The 18,623-nt window shown below is 64.1% G+C and carries 16 protein-coding genes; 10 read left to right on the top strand and 6 right to left on the bottom strand.

Going from position 1 to position 18,623, the window contains the following annotated elements; all coding sequences use genetic code 11:
- Positions 1-106: 106 nt before the first annotated feature.
- Complete coding sequence (locus ABGA94_RS21325) at positions 107-2,635, top strand: membrane-bound PQQ-dependent dehydrogenase, glucose/quinate/shikimate family (protein ID WP_375368055.1); 2,529 nt, start codon at positions 107-109, stop codon at positions 2,633-2,635.
- 43 nt (positions 2,636-2,678) lie between these two features.
- Here the strand turns inward: ABGA94_RS21325 and ABGA94_RS21320 are convergent, their stop codons facing one another.
- The gene (locus ABGA94_RS21320; protein WP_049455462.1) at positions 2,679-3,668 is read right to left on the bottom strand and encodes a zinc-dependent alcohol dehydrogenase family protein; all 990 of its coding nucleotides are present in this window, start codon (positions 3,666-3,668) and stop codon (positions 2,679-2,681) included.
- A gap of 118 nt (positions 3,669-3,786) precedes the next feature.
- Here ABGA94_RS21320 and ABGA94_RS21315 point away from each other — a divergent pair, with 118 nt between their 5' ends.
- From ABGA94_RS21315 to ABGA94_RS21305, 3 genes are all read left to right on the top strand, one after another.
- Complete coding sequence (locus ABGA94_RS21315; protein WP_057503330.1) at positions 3,787-4,692, top strand: LysR family transcriptional regulator; 906 nt, start codon at positions 3,787-3,789, stop codon at positions 4,690-4,692.
- Positions 4,693-4,743: 51 nt separating this feature from the next.
- Entirely contained in the window at positions 4,744-5,244 is a 501-nt protein-coding gene (locus ABGA94_RS21310; RefSeq protein ID WP_049455460.1) for a DUF4952 domain-containing protein, read from the top strand.
- A 64-nt stretch (positions 5,245-5,308) separates the two neighbouring features.
- A complete protein-coding gene (locus tag ABGA94_RS21305) occupies positions 5,309-6,739 on the top strand; it encodes a serine hydrolase domain-containing protein (RefSeq protein WP_375368053.1) in 1,431 nt (476 codons plus the stop codon).
- 16 nt (positions 6,740-6,755) lie between these two features.
- Here ABGA94_RS21305 and ABGA94_RS21300 read toward each other — a convergent pair whose 3' ends face one another.
- Together ABGA94_RS21300 and ABGA94_RS21295 are read right to left on the bottom strand one after the other, a co-directional pair.
- Positions 6,756-7,148 carry a DUF3037 domain-containing protein gene (locus ABGA94_RS21300; protein WP_005417377.1) on the bottom strand — a complete coding sequence of 131 codons (393 nt, stop codon included), beginning with the start codon at positions 7,146-7,148 and terminating at the stop codon, positions 6,756-6,758.
- Positions 7,126-7,902 (bottom strand): HipA family kinase, encoded by a 777-nt coding sequence (locus ABGA94_RS21295; protein ID WP_072168136.1) that lies wholly within the window; start codon positions 7,900-7,902, stop codon positions 7,126-7,128. Before ABGA94_RS21295 ends, ABGA94_RS21300 begins: the two co-directional genes overlap by 23 nt.
- 239 nt (positions 7,903-8,141) lie before the next feature.
- Between ABGA94_RS21295 and ABGA94_RS21290 the strand changes: the two genes are divergently transcribed.
- Entirely contained in the window at positions 8,142-8,471 is a 330-nt protein-coding gene (locus tag ABGA94_RS21290; RefSeq protein ID WP_061480047.1) for a hypothetical protein, read from the top strand.
- Between the two features lie 169 nt (positions 8,472-8,640).
- A complete protein-coding gene (locus ABGA94_RS21285) occupies positions 8,641-11,103 on the top strand; it encodes a S9 family peptidase (RefSeq protein WP_375368051.1) in 2,463 nt (820 codons plus the stop codon).
- Positions 11,104-11,792: 689 nt separating this feature from the next.
- Here the strand turns inward: ABGA94_RS21285 and ABGA94_RS21280 are convergent.
- Positions 11,793-13,346, bottom strand: coding sequence for a TIGR04141 family sporadically distributed protein (locus ABGA94_RS21280; protein ID WP_375368050.1), 1,554 nt, complete (start codon positions 13,344-13,346; stop codon positions 11,793-11,795).
- Between the two features lie 603 nt (positions 13,347-13,949).
- Between ABGA94_RS21280 and ABGA94_RS21275 the strand changes: the two genes are divergently transcribed.
- Positions 13,950-14,270: a hypothetical protein gene (locus ABGA94_RS21275; protein ID WP_049414665.1), complete on the top strand. Its 321-nt coding sequence runs from the start codon at positions 13,950-13,952 to the stop codon at positions 14,268-14,270.
- Between the two features lie 15 nt (positions 14,271-14,285).
- Here the strand turns inward: ABGA94_RS21275 and ABGA94_RS21270 are convergent, their stop codons facing one another.
- Positions 14,286-15,269: a hypothetical protein gene (locus ABGA94_RS21270; RefSeq protein ID WP_375368048.1), complete on the bottom strand. Its 984-nt coding sequence runs from the start codon at positions 15,267-15,269 to the stop codon at positions 14,286-14,288.
- Positions 15,270-15,407: 138 nt separating this feature from the next.
- Between ABGA94_RS21270 and ABGA94_RS21265 the strand changes: the two genes are divergently transcribed.
- From ABGA94_RS21265 to ABGA94_RS21255, 3 genes are all read left to right on the top strand, one after another.
- A complete protein-coding gene (locus tag ABGA94_RS21265) occupies positions 15,408-16,373 on the top strand; it encodes a DUF2268 domain-containing putative Zn-dependent protease (protein WP_375368047.1) in 966 nt (321 codons plus the stop codon).
- Positions 16,374-16,422: 49 nt separating this feature from the next.
- On the top strand, positions 16,423-17,205 hold the full coding sequence (locus tag ABGA94_RS21260) for an SGNH/GDSL hydrolase family protein (RefSeq protein WP_111127367.1): 783 nt from the start codon (positions 16,423-16,425) through the stop codon (positions 17,203-17,205).
- A 141-nt stretch (positions 17,206-17,346) separates the two neighbouring features.
- A complete protein-coding gene (locus tag ABGA94_RS21255) occupies positions 17,347-18,024 on the top strand; it encodes a hypothetical protein (RefSeq protein ID WP_005417335.1) in 678 nt (225 codons plus the stop codon).
- A gap of 3 nt (positions 18,025-18,027) precedes the next feature.
- Here the strand turns inward: ABGA94_RS21255 and ABGA94_RS21250 are convergent, their stop codons facing one another.
- Complete coding sequence (locus ABGA94_RS21250) at positions 18,028-18,573, bottom strand: thioesterase family protein (protein ID WP_053497299.1); 546 nt, start codon at positions 18,571-18,573, stop codon at positions 18,028-18,030.
- Between the last annotated feature and the right edge of the window lie 50 nt (positions 18,574-18,623).

Raw genomic sequence — 18,623 nt, 5'->3', positions numbered from 1 at the left:
ACGACGCCGGCCCTGTGCCGGCGTCGTCGTATCCGGATGCCACGCATACGCGCGCGCTTCACGCAGGCGGTGGGATAACGACGCATGCTGCCCCCGGAGATCGACGATGTCCGCCACGCCGCAGTCCGCTCCTGCTCCCGTCCGCGCCTCACGGCACCCTCTCGTTACCGTGCTGTCGCTGCTGCTGGTCGTGCTCGGCCTGGTCATCGGCGGGCTCGGCGCGTGGCTGCTCAGCCTGGGCGGGTCTGCGTACTACGCCATCGCCGGGGCCGGCCTTCTGGCCAGTGGCCTGTTGTTGTTCGGCAATCGCCGCAGCGGCGCGCTGCTGTATGCGCTGGTGTTCGTCGGCACGCTGCTGTGGACCTGGTGGGAATCGGGCAGCGACTACTGGCGCTGGGTGCCGCGGCTGGGCCTGGTGACCGCGCTCGGCATCGTGCTGGCGCTGCTCGCGCCGACCCTTCGCGAACCGGTTTCAAAGCGCCTGTCGCGCAGCGTGGCGGGCGTCCTGATGCTGGTGTTCGTCGCTGCCTTCGGGTTGGCGTTCGCGCCGCATGGTGAAGTGGACGGGCACCAGCCGTTCCCGGAAGGCGCGGCCAGCGCCGGACTGGAACCCACGCGGGATACCACCGGCCTGCAACCGGCCGACCAGCCGGCCGAGGGAGACTGGCCGGCGTGGGGCCGCAGCAATGCAGGCACCCGCTATTCGCCGCTGCAGCAGATCACCCCGGCCAACGTGGCCACGTTGCAGCTGGCCTGGCAGTTCCGCACCGGTGACCTGCCGAAGAAGCGCTGGGGTGCGGAAACCACGCCGCTGAAGATCGGCGACCGTCTGTACCTGTGCACTGCCCGTAACCGCCTGATAGCGCTCGACGCCGCCAGTGGCAAGGAAGTGTGGCGCTTCGATCCGAAGGTGAAGGACGCCTCGATCCCGTACACCGCGGCCTGCCGTGGTGTGAGCTACTACGAGCAACCGGCAGCGCCGATCCTGGCCGATGCCACCCTGGCCGATGCCGCGGCCGATCTGGCGTTGCCCGAGCCGCCACCCAGCGTAAGCCGCAGCGCTGCACCGGGCAGTCGTCCGGCGTGCTGGGCGCGCATCATCGAAGGCACGCTGGACGGGCGCATCATTGCAGTGGATGCAGATAGCGGCCGTCCCTGCGCGAACTTCGGCAACAACGGCCAGGTCGACATCACCCTCGGCATGGGTGAGGTGCCACCCGGCTACGTGTCGATCACCTCGCCCCCGGCCATCGTGCGCGGCGTGATCGTCACCGGCCACCAGGTGCTGGATGGTCAGCGCCGCGACGCGCCATCGGGCGTGATCCAGGCCTACGACGCGATCACCGGCAAGCTGCGCTGGGCGTGGGACATGGACCAGCCCGAGCGCAGCGGCCTGCCGCCGCATGGGCAGACCTACACGCGCGGCACGCCGAACATGTGGACCACCGCGACCGGTGATGAGGCGCTGGGGCTGGTCTATCTGCCGCTGGGCAATTCTGCGGGCGACTACTGGAGTGGCTCGCGTACGGAAAACCAGAACCGCTATGCGACGTCGCTGGTGGCGATCGATGTGGCCACCGGCAAGCCGGCGTGGCATTTCCAGGCCGTGCGCAAGGACGTGTGGGACTACGACCTGGGTTCGCAGGCCAGCCTGATCGATTACCCGACGGCGGCAGGCAAGGTGCCGGCACTCCTGCTGCCGACCAAGCAGGGTGATCTCTACATCCTCGACCGCCGCAACGGCCAGCTGCTGACCGCTGCCGAAGAGCGCAAGGTGCCGGTCGGCGGTGTCGAACCGGAACAGCGCTCACCCACGCAGCTGTTCTCGCTGTACCACACGCTGCGCCGCGAGCATGACCTGACCGAGCGCGACATGTGGGGCATCACCCCGATCGACCAGCTGATCTGCCGCATCCAGTTCCGCAAGGCCTATTACGAAGGCTTCTACACGCCGCCGAGCAGTGATCGCCATTCCATCGAATACCCCGGCTACAACGGCGGTTCGGATTGGGGCAGTGTGTCCATCGATACGCGCCGCGGCGTGATCGTGGCCAACTACAACGACATGCCCAACTACAACCGGCTGGTGCCACGTGCCGAAGCCGACCGCCTGGGCTGGCTGCCGCGCGAGAAGATCCGTGCCGACAGGGGTGGTGGCGAGGGGGCCGGCGATCCGCAGGTGGGAACGCCGTATGGCATCCAGGTCAACGCTGGCTGGCGGCTGCCGTTCACGGGTCTGCTGTGCAAGCAGCCTCCCTACGGCGGCATCCGTGCCATCGACCTGCGCACCGGCAAGCTGTTGTGGGATCGTCCGTTTGGCAGTGCGCGCGGCAATGGGCCGTTCGGCATCCGTTCCGGCCTGCCGATCGAGATCGGCACGCCGAACAACGGCGGTTCGGTGATCACCGCCAGCGGCCTGATCTTCATCGCCGCTGCCACCGATGACCTGCTGCGTGCCATTGACCTGAAGACCGGCAAGGAACTGTGGCATGCCAAGCTGCCCGCGGGCGGCCAGGCCAATCCGATGGTGTACGAGCAGGGCGGGCGCCAGTACGTAGTGATCATGGCCGGCGGCCACCATTTCATGGAAACCCCGAACGGCGATTATGTGATGGCGTTTGCGTTGCCCAGGTAACCGCAATGGGGGCGATGATCCACCCCCATTGCATGACGCTGGATCACACCGTCACCACCACCTTGCCGATCTGCTCGTTCGATTCCAGGTAACGGTGTGCCTCCTGGATCTGCGCAAACGGGAACACCTTGGCAATCTTCGGCGCCAGCGTGCCCTTGTCCAGGCCATCGACGATGAACGCCTTGGCGCGGGCCAGTGCGGCATCGTCAGAAACGATTTCCGAGTACAGATAGCCCTTCAGCGTCAGCGACTTGCCCAGCACGTTGAACAGCGGGAACGGCGTGGGTTCGCTGCTCAGCGCGCCGTACTCCAGCAGGATGCCGGCACGGGCCATCGCTTCGGTGAGCGGCACGAACTGCGGGCCACCGATCGGATCGAACACCACACGGGCACCGGCACCGCCGGTGATGCGCGCCACTTCGGTCACCAGATCCTGCTCCTGGGTGGCGATGACGTGGGCGGCACCGGCATCGAGCAGGGCTTGGCGCTTGCCCGGGCCACGGGTGACCGCGATCGGCGTGGCGCCTACTGCATTGGCGATCTGGATGGCGGCCAGGCCGACGCTGCTGCTGGCGGCGGTAATGATGACGAAATCCCCGGCGGCCAGATGAGCCTGTTCCAGCAGCGCGCCCCAGGCGGTGACGTACTGCATCCACACCGCGGCCGCCGTTTCAAAGTCCAACGCCTGTGGGTGCTTGACCACCAGTCGTGCCGGCACGTTGGCCAGCTCGCCATAGGTGCCCCAGCGCGCGATGTCCAGTGGCGGTATCACGCTGACCGCATCGCCAGCAGTGAAGCCGCTCACCGCACTGCCGACCGCTTCGATCACGCCAGCGGCCTCATAGCCCAGCCGGCTGGGGAACTGCGCTTCCTGCAGATAGGCGCCGTTGCGGAACATCACCTCGGCGCGGTTCAGGCCGATTGCCTTCACCCGGATCTGGACTTCGTCAGGGGCGGGGGCGGGAACGTCGATATCGTCGATGCGCAGCACATCGGCACTGCCATATTCGTGGATGCGGACAATCTGGCTCATGGGGGCTCCGAGGAAGGGCCGACGAGGGCGTCGGCGAAAGGGTCACGGCTACTGTGCGCGTAGTCTGCATCCAGAATAAGGGGTAATCTGGTGTTTCATTGAAGAACAATTGTTTGCAATGGACCTGATCGCTCCCCTGCGGACCTTCGCCAAGGTGGCCGAGGTCGGCTCCTTCGCCGCCGCTGCCGAGGCACTGGACCTGTCGCCGCAGCTGGTCGGCAAGCATATCCAGGCGCTGGAGCAGCACCTGGGCATGCGCCTGCTCAACCGCACCACGCGCAAGCAGAGCCTGACCGACTTCGGCCAGGCCTACCTTGCGCGGGCGCGGGTGATCCTGGAGGAAGTGGAGGGCGCCGAGCAATTGGCGGAAGTGGCGCGTGGACGGCCGATGGGGCGCCTGCGCATCAGCGCGCCGGTCACCTTCGGCGTGCACGCACTCGGCCCGGCGGTGGTGGCTTACATGCAGCAGTACCCGGATGTGCAGGTCGATCTGAATCTGTCCAACAGCCTGGTGGACATCGTCGAGGACGGCTACGACCTGGTGTTCCGTACCGGTGACCTGGCCGACAGCGGGCTGGTGGCGCGACGGCTGGGGCCGTATCCGCTCGTCCTATGTGCCTCGCCGGACTACCTGGCTTCGCGCCCGGCCATCACCCATCCCAATGACCTGAGCCGCCACGAGTGCCTGGGCTTCGCGCATTCGATCATCCGCACACGCTGGAGTTTCCGCGATGCCGATGGCAGCGTGCTGACCGTGCCGGTGTCCAGTCGCTTCATGGTCAACCAGGCCGAGCCGCTGCTGACAGCGGCCGTGGGTGGGCTGGGATTGATCCTGCAGCCCTACGAAATGCTTGCCGCTGCGCTGGCGCGTGGTGAACTGGTGGAAGTGCTGCCGGACCATGTGCCGGTATCGACGTGGATCAACCTGGTGTATCCGCGCGACCGCCAGCTGACGCCCAAGCTGCGCAGCTTCCTGGACTTCTGCGTGGCGCGTTTCACAGAGCAGACGATGGCAAGGCGATAGCGTGGCATCGATCAGCATTCCTGTGCTCCCATGCGAAGGACTCGCCCCGTGATGTCTCTCCCGTTGCCGCAGCATGCCGCCCGCGTCCTGCTGCTGGCGTCATTTTCCAGCGCCAGCGTGCTTGCGCAGCAGACGCCTGCGCAGGCGTTGGCCGAGTGGGAGGTGCAGGGGCGCGCGGATGGCCTGGCGCGACCTGATACTGAATGCCAGGATTTCCTGCAGGCAATGGGCCGGAAGCCTCCGGAACTGCAGTATGTAAGCTGCAGCCAGGATGACGTGTCCTACATCAAGCCGATGGAGGCCCACTATCGTGTTTCAGGCGCGCAAGCGGCGCAGGTCGAAGCCTATCTGCACACGGCATTCGGCCTGCCTGCATTGCGCTACGTCTGTTGTGGCTGGAGCAACGGCGCACCCTACTACTGGCGCGAAGGTCCGGATGCGGTGAGGTATCAGATCGGCATGGGGGTGGAATCGCTGCCGTACGAACGGGGCCAATGGCATAGCATCGAGGCATTCAACGTCACCGTCGAGGTGGTGCGGCAGCGTCCCTAGCGTGGATGCGGCGGGCCGATCCATCGTCTAGGATGCGCCCAGGGATACCCGCAAAGGAATTGCCATGAGGGCTGTTGGACGCCTGTTTCTCTGCAATGCGCTGGCCTGTTTGGTCCTGGTGACCGCCTCGGCATTTCCGGCAGTTGGCGCAGCATCTTCCGAGCGCGAACATCCACGCGCGCGGGATGCCATCGATGACTGGCTTGCCGCCTTCAATGCGGGCAGCCTCGAGGGGTTGCAGGCATTCGCCGACAGATATGCCAAGCAGGAGGGCAGCACGCCCAAGGACTATCTCGAGTTCCGCGAGAGCACGGGCCCGCTGAGCGTTCTGGAAACACTCGAGCGCGCGCCCAGCCAGGCGAAGCTGCTGGTGATGGGCCAGCTGAGCGAACGTGCGATGTGGGTGACGGCGGTCATGGACCCGGCCAACCCATCGCACGTGAAGCAGTTCCAGATCGAGGGCACTGAAACGCCGGACAAATACAAGCCGGCACGGGTTGCATTGCCTGCGCTGATGGCTGATGCCGCGGCAAGGCTGGAGGCGCTGCGGGCGCAGGACGCGCTGTCGGGTGCATTGCAGGTGGCGCAGAATGGCAAGGTGCTGCTGGACTGGCGCGGTGGCGATGCCGATCGCACCGCTGGCATTCCAGTGGACGTGGATACACAGTTCCGCCTTGCGTCCTCCAACAAGATGTTCACCGCAGTGGCCGTCCTGCAGCTGGTGCAGGACGGCAAGCTCAGTCTCGATGACACGATCGGCAGTCGCCTGCCGGACTATCCGAACAAGGCCGTTGCCAACAGCGTAACCGTTCGCCAGCTGCTGTCACATACCAGTGGCCTGGGCGACTTCTTCGGTGACGATTTCGAACAGTATTCCGCGTCGTTGAAGACGCTGGATGACTACGTGCGGCGCTTTGCCAAGGATGCGCCGCAATTCAAGCCAGGCAGCCAGGACAGCTACTCGAACTATGGTTTCATCGTGCTTGGGCGGATCATCGAGGCCGTCTCCGGGCAGTCGTACTACGCCTATGTGGAGCAACACATCCTGCGCCCGGCGGGCATGATGGGCACCGGCTTCGAACCGGAAACAGTGAACGTCCCGCAGCGTGCCGTCGCCTACACGAAGAAGGACGGGCAATGGGTCCGTGAAACGAAGTCGCTGCCCTGGCGCGGCATGTCAGCCGGTGGTGGCTACAGTACGGTGGCCGACATGGTGAAGTTCGCCGAGGCATTGCGCAGTGGAAAGCTGGTCTCACCTGCATTGCTGCAGCAGGCCACTACGGCGCAGAACCACAAGGGCTGGTATGGATTCGGCTTCGTGGTGCAGGGCAAGGGCAGGAAGCACCAGTACGGCCACGAAGGCGGTGCGCCCGGATCGAACAGTGCCATCGTGGTGATGCCCGCACAGGGCTATGTGATCGTTGGCCTGGCCAATGTCGATCCGGATGCGATCGGCAATGTGGTCAACTACATCGCGCGAAGGCTGCCACTGTGACCGTGGCAGGTGCCGGTCATTCCGGCACCCGCACCATCTTCGTCATCAAGTGTTCCACCACACCCGCCGGGTCCGCAGTGCGGCCGACATGCGTGCTCGACATCTGCACAACCGAGCTGCGCTTGGCGGTGAGGAAATGAAAGCGGGCGCGCGCGGGCAGCTGTGCGATCGGTCCGGCGCTGGCGTCGCCACGGCAGATGGCCACGATCGCATCCAACCACGGTTGCAACGCATCCTGATCAAGCGCTGGAGCGAACGCGTGCAGGCGTGCCGGATCGATCTCGATGGCCGCTTCCAGATGGCGCGCGCCGGGGCAGGAGACGATCACTCCGACGTTGATGAACTCCTCGCGTTCCACCCGCGGTACCACGCGGATGACCGCATAGTCATACGTGTGCAGCGTGGGCACGGACGGCCTCCTGCACGAACACCGCACGCACTTTCAGGCGGTGCTTGAGATAGTCGATGTAGCCTTGGCGATAGGCCTGCGGACTGTCGAATGCCGGCTCGTTGACCAGCCAGCTGTCCGGCACCAGGCCGACGATGCGCTCGATCTCGGCATCGCTCAGGCGCGCGGCCAGTTCGGTATCCACCTCGGCGATGCGGCTGGCGAACGACAGCAGCACATGGTCGCGGATCAGCACGAACGGCTTTTCGCAGGCATCGCCGGCATTGGCCCAGTCGTGGTGGAAGTACATCGCCGCGCCGTGGTCGATCAGGTACAGCTTGCGGTGCCACACCATCAGGTTGGGGTTGCGGGTGGTGCGATCGACATTGCTGGTGAACGCATCGAACCAGACGATGCGCGAGGCCAGGTCGGCGTCCACCGGCATCGCCGCCGGATCGTAATTGATCGCACCCGGCAGGTAGTCCAGGCCCAGGTTCAGGCCCTCGCTGGCGCGGATCAGCTCCTGGATCTCCGGGTCGGGCTCGGTTCGGGCGAACTCGCGATCCAGCTCGACGAACAGGATTTCCGGAATCGGCAGGCCCAGCGTGCGTGCCATCTCACCGGCAATCAGCTCGGCGATCAACGCCTTCGGGCCTTGGCCGGCGCCGCGGAACTTCAGCACGGCCATGCCGTCGTCGTCGGTCTCGACCACGGCGGGCAGGGAGCCGCCTTCCCGTAACGGGGTGATGTAGCGGAGGGCATGTACGGTGCGCATGGGCGCATTCTAGCGTGGGTGCAGGTACAACCCTCTGATCGGCGAGGACCGATTTCGGCCTTCACCTGTCCCTTCCGCCTGCGATGGCAGCATCGTGCTCCAGGAACCCTTGGGTTCATGGGCGCACTGGCACTCTCGATGCCAAGGCTTCGGGCTGGGCACCTGCTCGGCTGCCAGCGACGCGCACTGCGAAGCGGAAACCTCATCCACGATGTCCAGCAGGCTACGGAGGTGCACCGATGAGCGATGAATTCACTCCCATGCTGCCGCCCTTGGACGATGCCAAGGTCGAGGAAATGATCGGCAAGGTGGTGCTGGTGGGCGTCACCCGCTATGGCGGTGACGGCCAGGTGCAGGGGCTGGAACAATACGCCGGTACGGTGCTGCGCATCAGCGCCGACGAAGGCGTGGTGCTGGCGGACGAGAATGACGGCCATGAGCGCTATCTGCCGCCGATGCTCGACCAGTACCTGCCCGCCGAGCCCGGCGAGTACCGCATGCGGAACAGTGGCATGATCGTGGTCGACCCCGATTACCTGACTGCCTGGGACCTGCACGCCCAGCAGTGACGACAGACCACGCCTGGCAGATGCCGGTCCATTGCCGGCCTCTCCGGGCGTGTCCCACTTTGCCCCATCCGGCCACTAGCCCTTCCGGCCCATTCACGACAACCCCTGCGGTGCTAGATTCGGGTCCATGCCCGATTCCGGGTACCCATTCACACTTCAGGGGATAAGGATGCTGATCCGTCGAACCTCTCTGGCGGCGGCCGTTGCCGTTGCCACCTTCGGCCTGCTGGCCGCTGGCCCGGCGCTTGCAGACTACGCGAAGCCGCCGGAGCACCTGCTCAAGGTGTTGAAGGCACCGCCGCCGCCGGCGCCGAACGTGGCCCCGGGTGGCCAGCGCCTGCTGCTGACCACTGCGCAGACCTACCCCTCGATCAGCCGCGTTGCGCAACCGTACCTGAAACTGGCCGGCGTGCGCCTGGAGCCGAAGAACCGCAGCCGCCATGATACCCCCGGTGGCTATGGCATCCCGGCCTGCGTGGCCGACTTCACCCTGGTCGACATCGGCAGTGGCCAGCAGACCAAGGTCAACCTGCCGCAGGGCTGTGCCACCGGCGCGCTGTGGTCGGCCGATGGCAGCCACTTTGCGTTCCAGAACGCGGTCGATACCAGCGTGCAGCTGTGGGTGGGCGATGCCGCTACCGGCCAGGTGAAGCAGGTGCCGAATGTGCAGCTGAACCCGATCTTCGGCTATACCGTGCAGTGGCTGGGCGGCAGCCAGAACCTGCTGGTGAAGCTGGTGCCGGCCAACCAGGGCCCAGCACCGTCCAACGGTGGCGTACCGACCGGCCCGGATGCACAGGAGTCGCTGGGCAGCAGTGGCGAGAGCAGCACCTACGAAGCCCGCGACACGCTGACCAGCGTGCATGAGGAGAAGCTGTTCGCTTATTACGGCGCCTCGCAGCTGGCCGTGGTCGATACCGCCGCCAACAGCGTGCGTCCGGTCGGGCAGCCGGCGCTGTTCAACGAAGTCAGCGCCGCGCCCGATGGCGTGCACGTGCTGACCGAATCGATCAAGGCGCCGTACTCGCATGCGGTGACCTACCAGCGCTTCGCCAACGACGTGGCCGTGCTGGATATCGCCAGCGGCAAGTCCACGCCGATCGCCAGCCTGCCGCTGGCCGACCGCGTGCCGGTGCACGGCGTACCGGAAGGCCCGCGCGGTTTCGACTGGCGTGCCACCGATCCGGCTACCCTGGTCTATGCCGAAGCGCTGGACAAGGGTGACTGGAAGGTCAGCGTGCCGCATCGCGATCGCGTGCTGATGCTGAAGGCGCCGTTCAACGGCAAGCCGGTCGAGATCACCCGCACCGCACAGCGCTTCGAAGGCTTCGCATGGACTGCCGACCCGGCCGTGGCGTTCCAGTTCGAGAACGACGAGAACCGCCACTGGATGCAGACCCGCATCGTCGATGTGGACCAGCCGAAGAAGGAAGGCCGCCTGCTGTGGGACATGTCCAGCGATGAGCTGTACGGCAACCCCGGCAACCTGGTCTTCACCCGCCTGCCGAATGGTGCGCAGGTCGTACGCCGTGAGGGCACCCATGTTTTCCTCAGCGGCCGTGGCGCCTCGCCGCAGGGCGACCGTCCGTTCCTCGACCGCCTCGACCTGGGCACGCTGAAGAGCGAGCGCCTGTTCCGCAGCAGCGCCGATGCCTACGAGCAGTTCCTTGGTTTCAGCAATACGCCTGGGCGCTACCTGACCTGGCACCAGTCGGTGATCGATCCGCCGAATGCCTTCATCCGCCAGCAGGGTGAGGCGGTGGCCGATGCGAAGACCGGCGAGGCGCAGTTCGCGTCCACCGCCACCGCGCTGACCAAGCTGGTCGACCCGACTCCGGAAGTGCGCCAGATCAAGAAGCAGCTGGTGACCTACAAGCGTGCTGATGGCGTGGACCTGTCGTTCACCCTGTACACGCCGCCGGGCTACAAGGAAGGCCAGCGTGTGCCTGCGATCCTGTACGCCTACCCGGCCGACTTCGCCAACGCCGCGCAGGCGGGGCAGGTGTCCGGTTCGCAGCAGACCTTCACCCGCCTGCAGCCGTACCGCCTGATGCTGCTGGCCGGCTACGCGATCATCGACAACGCCTCGTTCCCGATCGTAGGTGACCCGAAGAACGCCTACGACACCTACCTGGAGCAGCTGGAAGCTGACGCCAAGGCGGCGGTGGACAAGGCGGTGGACATGGGCGTGGTCGATCGCAACCGCATCGGCGTGACCGGCCACAGCCATGGCGGCCTGATGACCGCCAACCTGATCGCCCATACCAACCTGTTCAAGGCTGGCGTGGCGACCAGCGGTTCGTACAACAAGACCTTCACCCCGTTCGGCTTCCAGAACGAACGCCGTTCGGTCTGGCAGGCGCAGGACGTGTACCTGAAGGCCTCTCCGTTCTTCTATGCCGACAAGATCAAGCTGCCGCTGCTGCTGGTCCACGGCGAGGACGACGCCAACCCGGGCACTGAGCCGTTCCAGTCGCGCAAGCTCTACCAGGCGATCCGAGGCAACGGCGGCATCACGCGGCTGGTGATGCTGCCGAACGAACCGCACTGGTACACCGCGCTGGAATCGAACGAGCAGCTGTTGGCGGAAATGCTGAACTGGTTCGACACCTACGTGAAGAACGCCAAGTAAGGGAACAGGAAGGCCGCCTCAGGGCGGCCTTCCTGCATGCTGTAGAGCCGAGCCCGTGCTCGGCTGGCGTTCGCCTGTAAATGGATCGAGGTGCTCTGCATTCAACTGTGGAGACTCGGTAACGGCGTGTTACCGGCACATTCCTGCATCATGCAAATGGGCTAGGCTGAGGCTGTGTGCTCGTTCCAGGTCGGTGCAATGAAAGCCATCTTCCTCGCTGCAGTGCTGTCGTTGGCCCTGGTCGTCACTGCTCATGCAGAAGCGCTTGTTCGACGGACCTAAGCTGGCCCACTACCGCGAGGCCAACGCACGCGTGCCGGCCAAGCAAGCCGGTGTGTCACGCATGTTTTTCCACGGCAATTACATTGCTTAGCTATGGGGCGAGAAGGATCCCTCCACCTTCTTCACCAGCAGTGGCTACCTCAATAGCGGCATCAGCGGGCACGCCAATCCGCAGCAACTGCTACGTTTCCGCCAGGTCGTCATCGCGCTGCAGCCGGAAGTGGTGGTCATCCCTGCTAGCAGCAGTGAGATCGCTGGCAGCACTGGGCGCAGCACGCAGGAGATGATCGAAGGCAACCATGCACAGCATGGTCGAGCTGGCCTGCACACGGCATCCGTGTGGCGCTGGCAATGCGACCGGCGGCTTGCACCGCCACGGAATGATGGCTTCCGGACTGCCGTAGCGCTCAGACTTGCGCAAAGCTGACCAGGCGGCATCGATTTGAGACCTCCCTGTGCAGCTTCATTAGGCCGCATTTGGAAAACATAGATAAATGTGTGGCGGGCTTTCCCATGGAGACCATGCATATTTCCCATTCGACTGATCGTGGCGGGGAACACAGCCAAGAGGGATCTATTGCCGGATGCGCGTCGGAAAATTTGTGGCGGAGCTGGCCTAGGTAGTCCTCGTTGGACCCAAAGAACAGTTCCACGGTTCTGCGAACCTGTTCGTAGAGATGACTCATTCCGGCAGCGGAGCTCGGATTCTTGACGAAGTAGAGAATTTTCTTGTCTATGTCCAAGAAGTCGCAGAATTCGAACTTTGACTGACCTCCCCCGTACATCAAATTTCTGGCGTCCATATGGACGAAATTTGGTGATGAGGAGCAGCAATGTGTATTGTAATCTTTCTCGATATCTATGCCATTCCATGCAGGGGGTGGCTGGCTCGGAGCGCTGAGTGTGGCCAGGAAATCAATGATTCGTTTTTGAAGGTTGGGTGATGCTATGTACCACTTTCCTGAGAAGGTGACGAAGTGTCCGTCTCTTCTTGATGTGTCAAACGAAAAGCAGTCGCGTGGAGAGATGCTTGTTCTCTTAATGGATGTTGATGAGTCGACTACGCTGATTGATGGCCTTTTTGCTAGTTCCAGCGTGGGAGGCGCTCCCTTTAGGGAGCTCAGCCAAGCCGCGTAGTTGAGTGTCCACGCTTTGGCGTGGTTTTTTTTGTTCCATTTCTCGTAGGTAAAAAACAGATCCTGATCAATCGTCTCCAAGCTTATGGGGGGTCCCATTGTCAGTGTCGGGTTGGCTGCTCTCATGTCAGCCTCCAGTGAGAGCTCTAGGTCATCTATGTCTTTACTGTTTGTCACGGCGATCAAGTTATCAATATCAGGAAATTTTCTTTGATATCCCAGGCCCTGTTTTTTGCATAGCAAATGAAGGGCTTTGCCAAGGCGCTCAATTGGAATGTCAAACCTGATTGGTGCGCCGCCACGGACGTTGCCCGAGATCAGTTTGTGTCGACTTTCGCCTTCCACTGAAAAGACCAAGTCTCGATCACTTTCGAAGTTGAAACTTCCGAGACTGGAGGTGGTTGGGGATCTCTCAACCTGCCGGTGCCTCTTTGCAAGGACTTGCTCGAGACGGATCTGCTTCAGATCATCAACCTCGATTAGGTTGAGGCATGCTCGGCGGCCGAAGTCATCGTGGTACCAGTCTGTCTGAAGTCTCATCCAAGCGTGACCGAAAGTGATCAGTACTATTCTCTTCGCAATGCGGAGTTTGATCAGGCCGGCCGCAGTTTGTGAGAAGAGTTGCTCAGAAGGTGGATGGGATAGCAGTTCGGTTTCAACGGTTTGAGCCCAGCCGGGTTGCCTCTTCGGTGATGGGATTGGATAGAACGTCCCTTCAAGAGGTGGCTTTAACGGCACTGACTCGGGCAGTGATCGCAGGAACTCAAATACATCCGGAGTGGCGTCTCTTCTGATGAGAAATGCGGTTACGGAAATCCGAGTCATAAATGCTGTTTATCGATCCGATTGCTGGATTATTGTTTGTGGATTTAATTCTTTCAAGCGGATTGACCTAGGATTTGCTGTATTTCAGGGATGAGGCATGCTTTGGCAAGCATGTTCTTCCGCAGAAATTTCACTGAAGCCATTGATTTTCGGTGGTTTTCATGTGGTGGGCGATGGTCGGCGGAGTGCTTTTTGAGCCCAGGCGGGTCTACAGCAATCCTTAGGCTATCTCCGGGCAGGTATTCGATGCAGAGTTGCGGAAGTACGATCAGGTCTGACGATGGCGGCTGTTTCCAACAAGGTGGTCGAGGCTTTGGCGCACGCCGGGGCCAAGCGCAGCCCAGTGTTGGTTACCGAACTTTACTCACGCGCGGGGCCGTGGACATTGACGTGGTCGACCGCAACCGCTTTGCAGAAGCCGCCTCAGGGCGGCCTTCCTACATCCTGTAGAGCCGAGCCCGTGCTCGGCTGCCGTTCGCCTGTAAACGGATTGAGGTGCTCTGCATTCAACTGTGGAGACTCGGTAACGACGTGTTACCGGCACATTCCTGCGTCATGCCAATAGGCTAGGCTCAGGCTGTGTGCTCGTTCCAGATCGGTGCAATGAAAGCCATCTTCCTCGCTGCAGTGCTGTCGTTGGCCTCGATCCCAACGGCCTATTCTCAAGCGTTGCCCACAGAGCTGACGCAGCTGGGCATCGTCGCCGGCATGCCCTACGCCAAGGCCAAGCGCCTGATGGATGCGGCAGGGTGGCAGGCGAGTCCGGTTCAGGGCGCGCTTGAGTCACTCGAGGGCTTTCCGGAAGTCGGATGCCAGAAGGGCGGAAAGCAGTGTGCGACCACCTTCAGAAAGGACGGTCAACAGATCGCGGTGCGCCTGGGCACCACCCTGGCAGGGCAGCCGTTCGTGCAGGGCGCGGACTGAGCGCGCCCGTTGCGCTCAGGCAAGCGGTAACCGGTCCTCCGCGCGTGACAGCCGGTCATGCAGGTCACGCACATGCTCGGCCTTGGCATGCACCCGGGCGGTGTCGCCGAAGCTGCGCAGGTAGGTGCACGCAGCAAAGCCGGCACTCTTCTTTTCATAGTCGGCAATCCAGGCCAACCGGTCCGGGTTGTTGGCTTGTTCGGCTGACCACGCGGCCACCGGCGGCCGGATGCGATAACGCAGACCGACGCGCCACGGCTTCGGTGTCAGCCGTGCACGGAAGCAATGCTGCAACCGGCACATGCGCGCGTATAGCGGATCGGTACCCAGCGCCTTGAAGAAATCCTGCGGCAGCGTGTCTTCGGGTGAGAACGTGGCATGCATCGCCAGCACGCGCAGCCCGGCCGGCGTACGGTAGGCACGCAGGTGCCAATCGGGGTGCTGTGCGCTGAAGGCCTCCACGCGCTTCAACGCAAGTCCTTCAACGCCGCCGGCGGCGGCCAGGCGTTGCTTCCGCCGCATCAGCACTGCCGCGTTGACCAGCAGCACTGCCGCCACGCCCAGGACCAGGCCCAGCAGCCAGTGCCAGAGCAGGGTGCCGATGACTGCACCGGCAAGCAGCACGACCGCAGCGACGATCGCCGGTATCACGCAACCGGCTGGTGGCTGCGCATGGTCGATGTCGGCGAACAGCACGTCGGGGCTGTTGAGGCACAACGCGCCATAGCTGTTGCGGGTGATGATGACATCGCCATCGCGCTGCACGATCTGCTCGCGGATTGGCACACCCTCCACGCCATAGTTGCTGCGCACTTCGCGACGCGGCAGCGCCTGCCCGGCAAGGATGGCATTGAGGGCTTCGTTGGCACGGCGGTCGGCGTGGGCCTGGGCCTCGGCAGGTCCCTCATCGGACCAGCCGAAGCGGCGTACGACCACCGGCCGGCCACGGAAACGGGCCTGCAGGCGGGCTTCGGCCCAGTACGCGGGAACGATCATCATCGTGCGGTGCTCCATCATCCATGGCAGGTGCCTGAGTGAGTCTGGCACAGCCCCGAAGGCCCTGCATGTGCCCGCTGCGGTGGCCGGGGCGGAGTGATAGATTGCGCGCTTCGCATGCACTCCACCAAGGACGGAGCGATGTCCAGTTTCCTGCGTTGCCTGCTTGCCCTGGCCTGTGCCGGGGCGGTCGGTGTGGCGTCGGCGGGTACTCCGTCGGGGCCGCAGATCCTCACCAATGATACCAGCCGCTTCTACGCGCTCTACGACAGCACCGGTGGCAAGCCCAGTGTCGCCCAGCTGGCCGGCTATCTGGCCGAAGGCAGTACGGGCCTGGGTGAACTGTCGAAGGCGCGCCGGGTCACGCCCGAGCGCATGGCCGAGGCCATTGCCAGCCAGCCCGAGGTGTATGCGCAGGGCCGTAGTTGCCTGGCGGAGCTGCCGGCGGTGAAGCAGCGCCTGGTACAGGTGTTCGGCAACCTGCAGGCGATCTATCCGCAGGCCGCGTTTCCGCCGGTGACCCTCGCGGTCGGCCGGGGGCGTCCGGTCGGGCTGACCTCGAAGAGCGGCGTGATCATCGGCCTGGAAGCGCTGTGCGCAGCGGATTTCATGAATCCCAATGTGCAGGACCGCTTCGTGCACGTGATCGCCCACGAGTACGTGCACATCCAGCAGACCGGCCTGACCGATTTCGAGCCGGGCGACCCGCATGCGACGGTGCTGCGTGTTTCGTTGGGCGAAGGCATCGCCGAGTTCATCGCCGAGCTGATTTCCGGCAACGTCGGCAACGGCCGGCATGCCGCCTGGACCCGTGGCCGGGAAGTGCATATCGAAAGCGCTTTCGCGCTGGATGTGGACAGCACCGATCTGTCGCCGTGGCTGTATAACTACAAGCCCGGTTCGCAGGAACCCTATGACCTCGGGTACTGGGTGGGCTACCGCATCGCCAAGGCCTATTACCTGCAGGCCAAGGACAAGCGTGACGCGGTGCGTGCGCTGATCCAGCAGGACAACCCGAAGGCGATCCTGACCGCCAGCGGGTGGACCCCAGGCATGTGGATGCCGGCCAAGGTGACCGGCGTGGCCGCGCGGTCGGCGGCGCGGTAAGCGCGGGGCCGCGCGCTAGACTGGCCCGGACATTCAAGGGAGAGACCCCATGCGTTCCTTGTCCGGCGGCCTGGCCGCAGTTGCCATCGGTATCGCGCTGAGCGCCCACGGGGTGGCGGCCGAGATGCCCGCGATCAACCCTTTGCTGCTGGAGCCTGTCGAAAGCCTGCGCGCGGACGAAGTGCGCTTCATGCAGCAGCGCCTGGCCGATTGGCCGCAACTGCAGCGTTATCGCGACGCCAACGCGCGACTGCCTGCCGCTGTACCGGGGCAACCACGCGTGGTGTTCTACGGTGATTCCATCACCGAAGGTTGGGGCAGGGAAGGCAGCGCATCGTTCTTTCCCGGCAAGGGCTGGCTCAACCGCGGCATCAGTGGCCAGACCACGGCGCAGATGCTGGTGCGGTTCCCGCAGGACGTGCTGGCCCTGAAGCCACAGGTGGTGGTGATCCTGGCCGGCACCAACGACATTGCCGGCAACACCGGCCCGTCCACGCAGGCGATGATTGAAGACAACCTGCACGCGATGGTGGACCTGGCACGCGCACATGGCATCACCGTGGTACTGGCATCGGTGCTGCCGGTCAGCGATTACCCGTGGTTGCCGGGCACGGCACCTGCTCCCAAGGTGCGCGCATTGAACGCGGCATTGAAGCGCTATGCCGATGCGAAGCAGCTGATCTATCTGGACTACTACACGCCGATGACCAATGCCGCCGGAGGGCTGGATCCGCAGCTGGCCGAGGATGGCGTGCATCCCACGGCGAAGGGCTATGCGGTGATGGCGCCGCTGGCGGAGGCTGCAATCAGGCGCGCAATGGCGCCGGACTAGGCACAGCACCCGCAATGCACAGCGTCCAGCCCGTCGAGGTAAAATGGCCCCGGAGCCGGCCACGCAGCGTGGCCGCCAGGGACGATCGGGTGGGTGATGCGGAAGGGAATCCAGGGATGGCTGCGCCGCAGCGGCGCAACGATGGCACTGCTGCTGGCAGCCGTACCGGCGTTCAGTGCAGACACGGCGGCGCCTTCGCCGCTGACGCGTGAGCCGGTGGCCGGAGTTTCACTGGCCGAATGGACCGCCCGCTGGTGGCGCTGGGCCGACGCCCAGGGCGGCGCGCCCTATCTCGACCCGGATGGCCGTGTATGCGATGTGGGCCAGGAAGGCCCGGTCTGGAACCTGGCCGGCACCAATGGCCGTTTCCGGCCACATCGCGAATGCGTGGTGCCGGCGGGCAAGTACCTGTTGCTGCCGATCATCAACATGGCGCACTACCAGGTGGATGAGTCTGTGTCCTGCAAGGAGCTGCAGGCGGGGGCGGCGGTCAACAACGATTATCTGATCAGTGCAGTAGTGCTGCTGGATGGCCAACCCCTGGGCGACATGCGCATGCATCGGGTGCGCAGTGAAGGCTGCTTCCGCATGGATGACGATGACGCAGACTCACGGCTGGCCGCCGCCGACGGCTACTGGGTGATGCTCAAGCCGTTGCCGCCAGGCCGGCATACCCTCAGCGTGGGCGCCAACTACGGCGTGCCGGAGGGTGGCGCGTACAGCCGCATGCGGCAGTCCTTCGAGTACGTGCTGCATGTGGGAGGGCGCACCCAGGTCGTATCGCGCAAACTGCACGCGGTGCCGCTGGCCGCCCCCTGAAGCTCAGGCATCGTCCTGCTTCAACGCTGCATCGGCCGCCAGCAACGCTTCGGCGGCCGCACCGAGCGGCGGCGAGGGCGGGGCAACCACACCGATCGCTTCCATCATCTTCGGCATGCCCAGGAACTGGCGCGCGCGGCGGTCGTAGATGCCGGTGACCAGCAACGCGCGCGTGGCGATCTTCTGCTCGGCACCGATCAGCACGCGCTGCTCCATGATGCCGCGCGAGCCGACCCAGCCCACCAGTCGTGTTTCCAGGGTGAAGCGCTGGAACGGCTTCAATTCGCGGCGGAACTGGATGGTGCCGGCGCCGACGATCGGCGCCCATTTCTCGCGCAGCGCCACCCGGCCCAGACCCATGCGCAGGATCAGGTCCAGCCGGCCCAGGTCGAAGATGTTCCAGTAGCGGCCGTTGGTCATGTGCAGGTTGCTGTCCAGGTCGTTGGGCAGCACCCGGAACTGCAGCCGCGAGACACCGAACGGGGCCTCCAGCTTCGGCCGGAACAGGCTGCACAGCAGCAGGTGGAGCAGGCGGAACCAGAGATTCATGGCTATGACGACCGTTATAGAATCGCCGGTACGCTAATCTATGACGACTG

This window comes from Stenotrophomonas sp. 3diitr2024 (assembly GCF_042136455.1).
In the GTDB taxonomy this organism is placed as follows: domain Bacteria; phylum Pseudomonadota; class Gammaproteobacteria; order Xanthomonadales; family Xanthomonadaceae; genus Stenotrophomonas; species Stenotrophomonas sepilia.
Note: the sequence above shows the minus strand (reverse complement) of the source record. Positions and strands in the feature narration are given on the sequence as shown.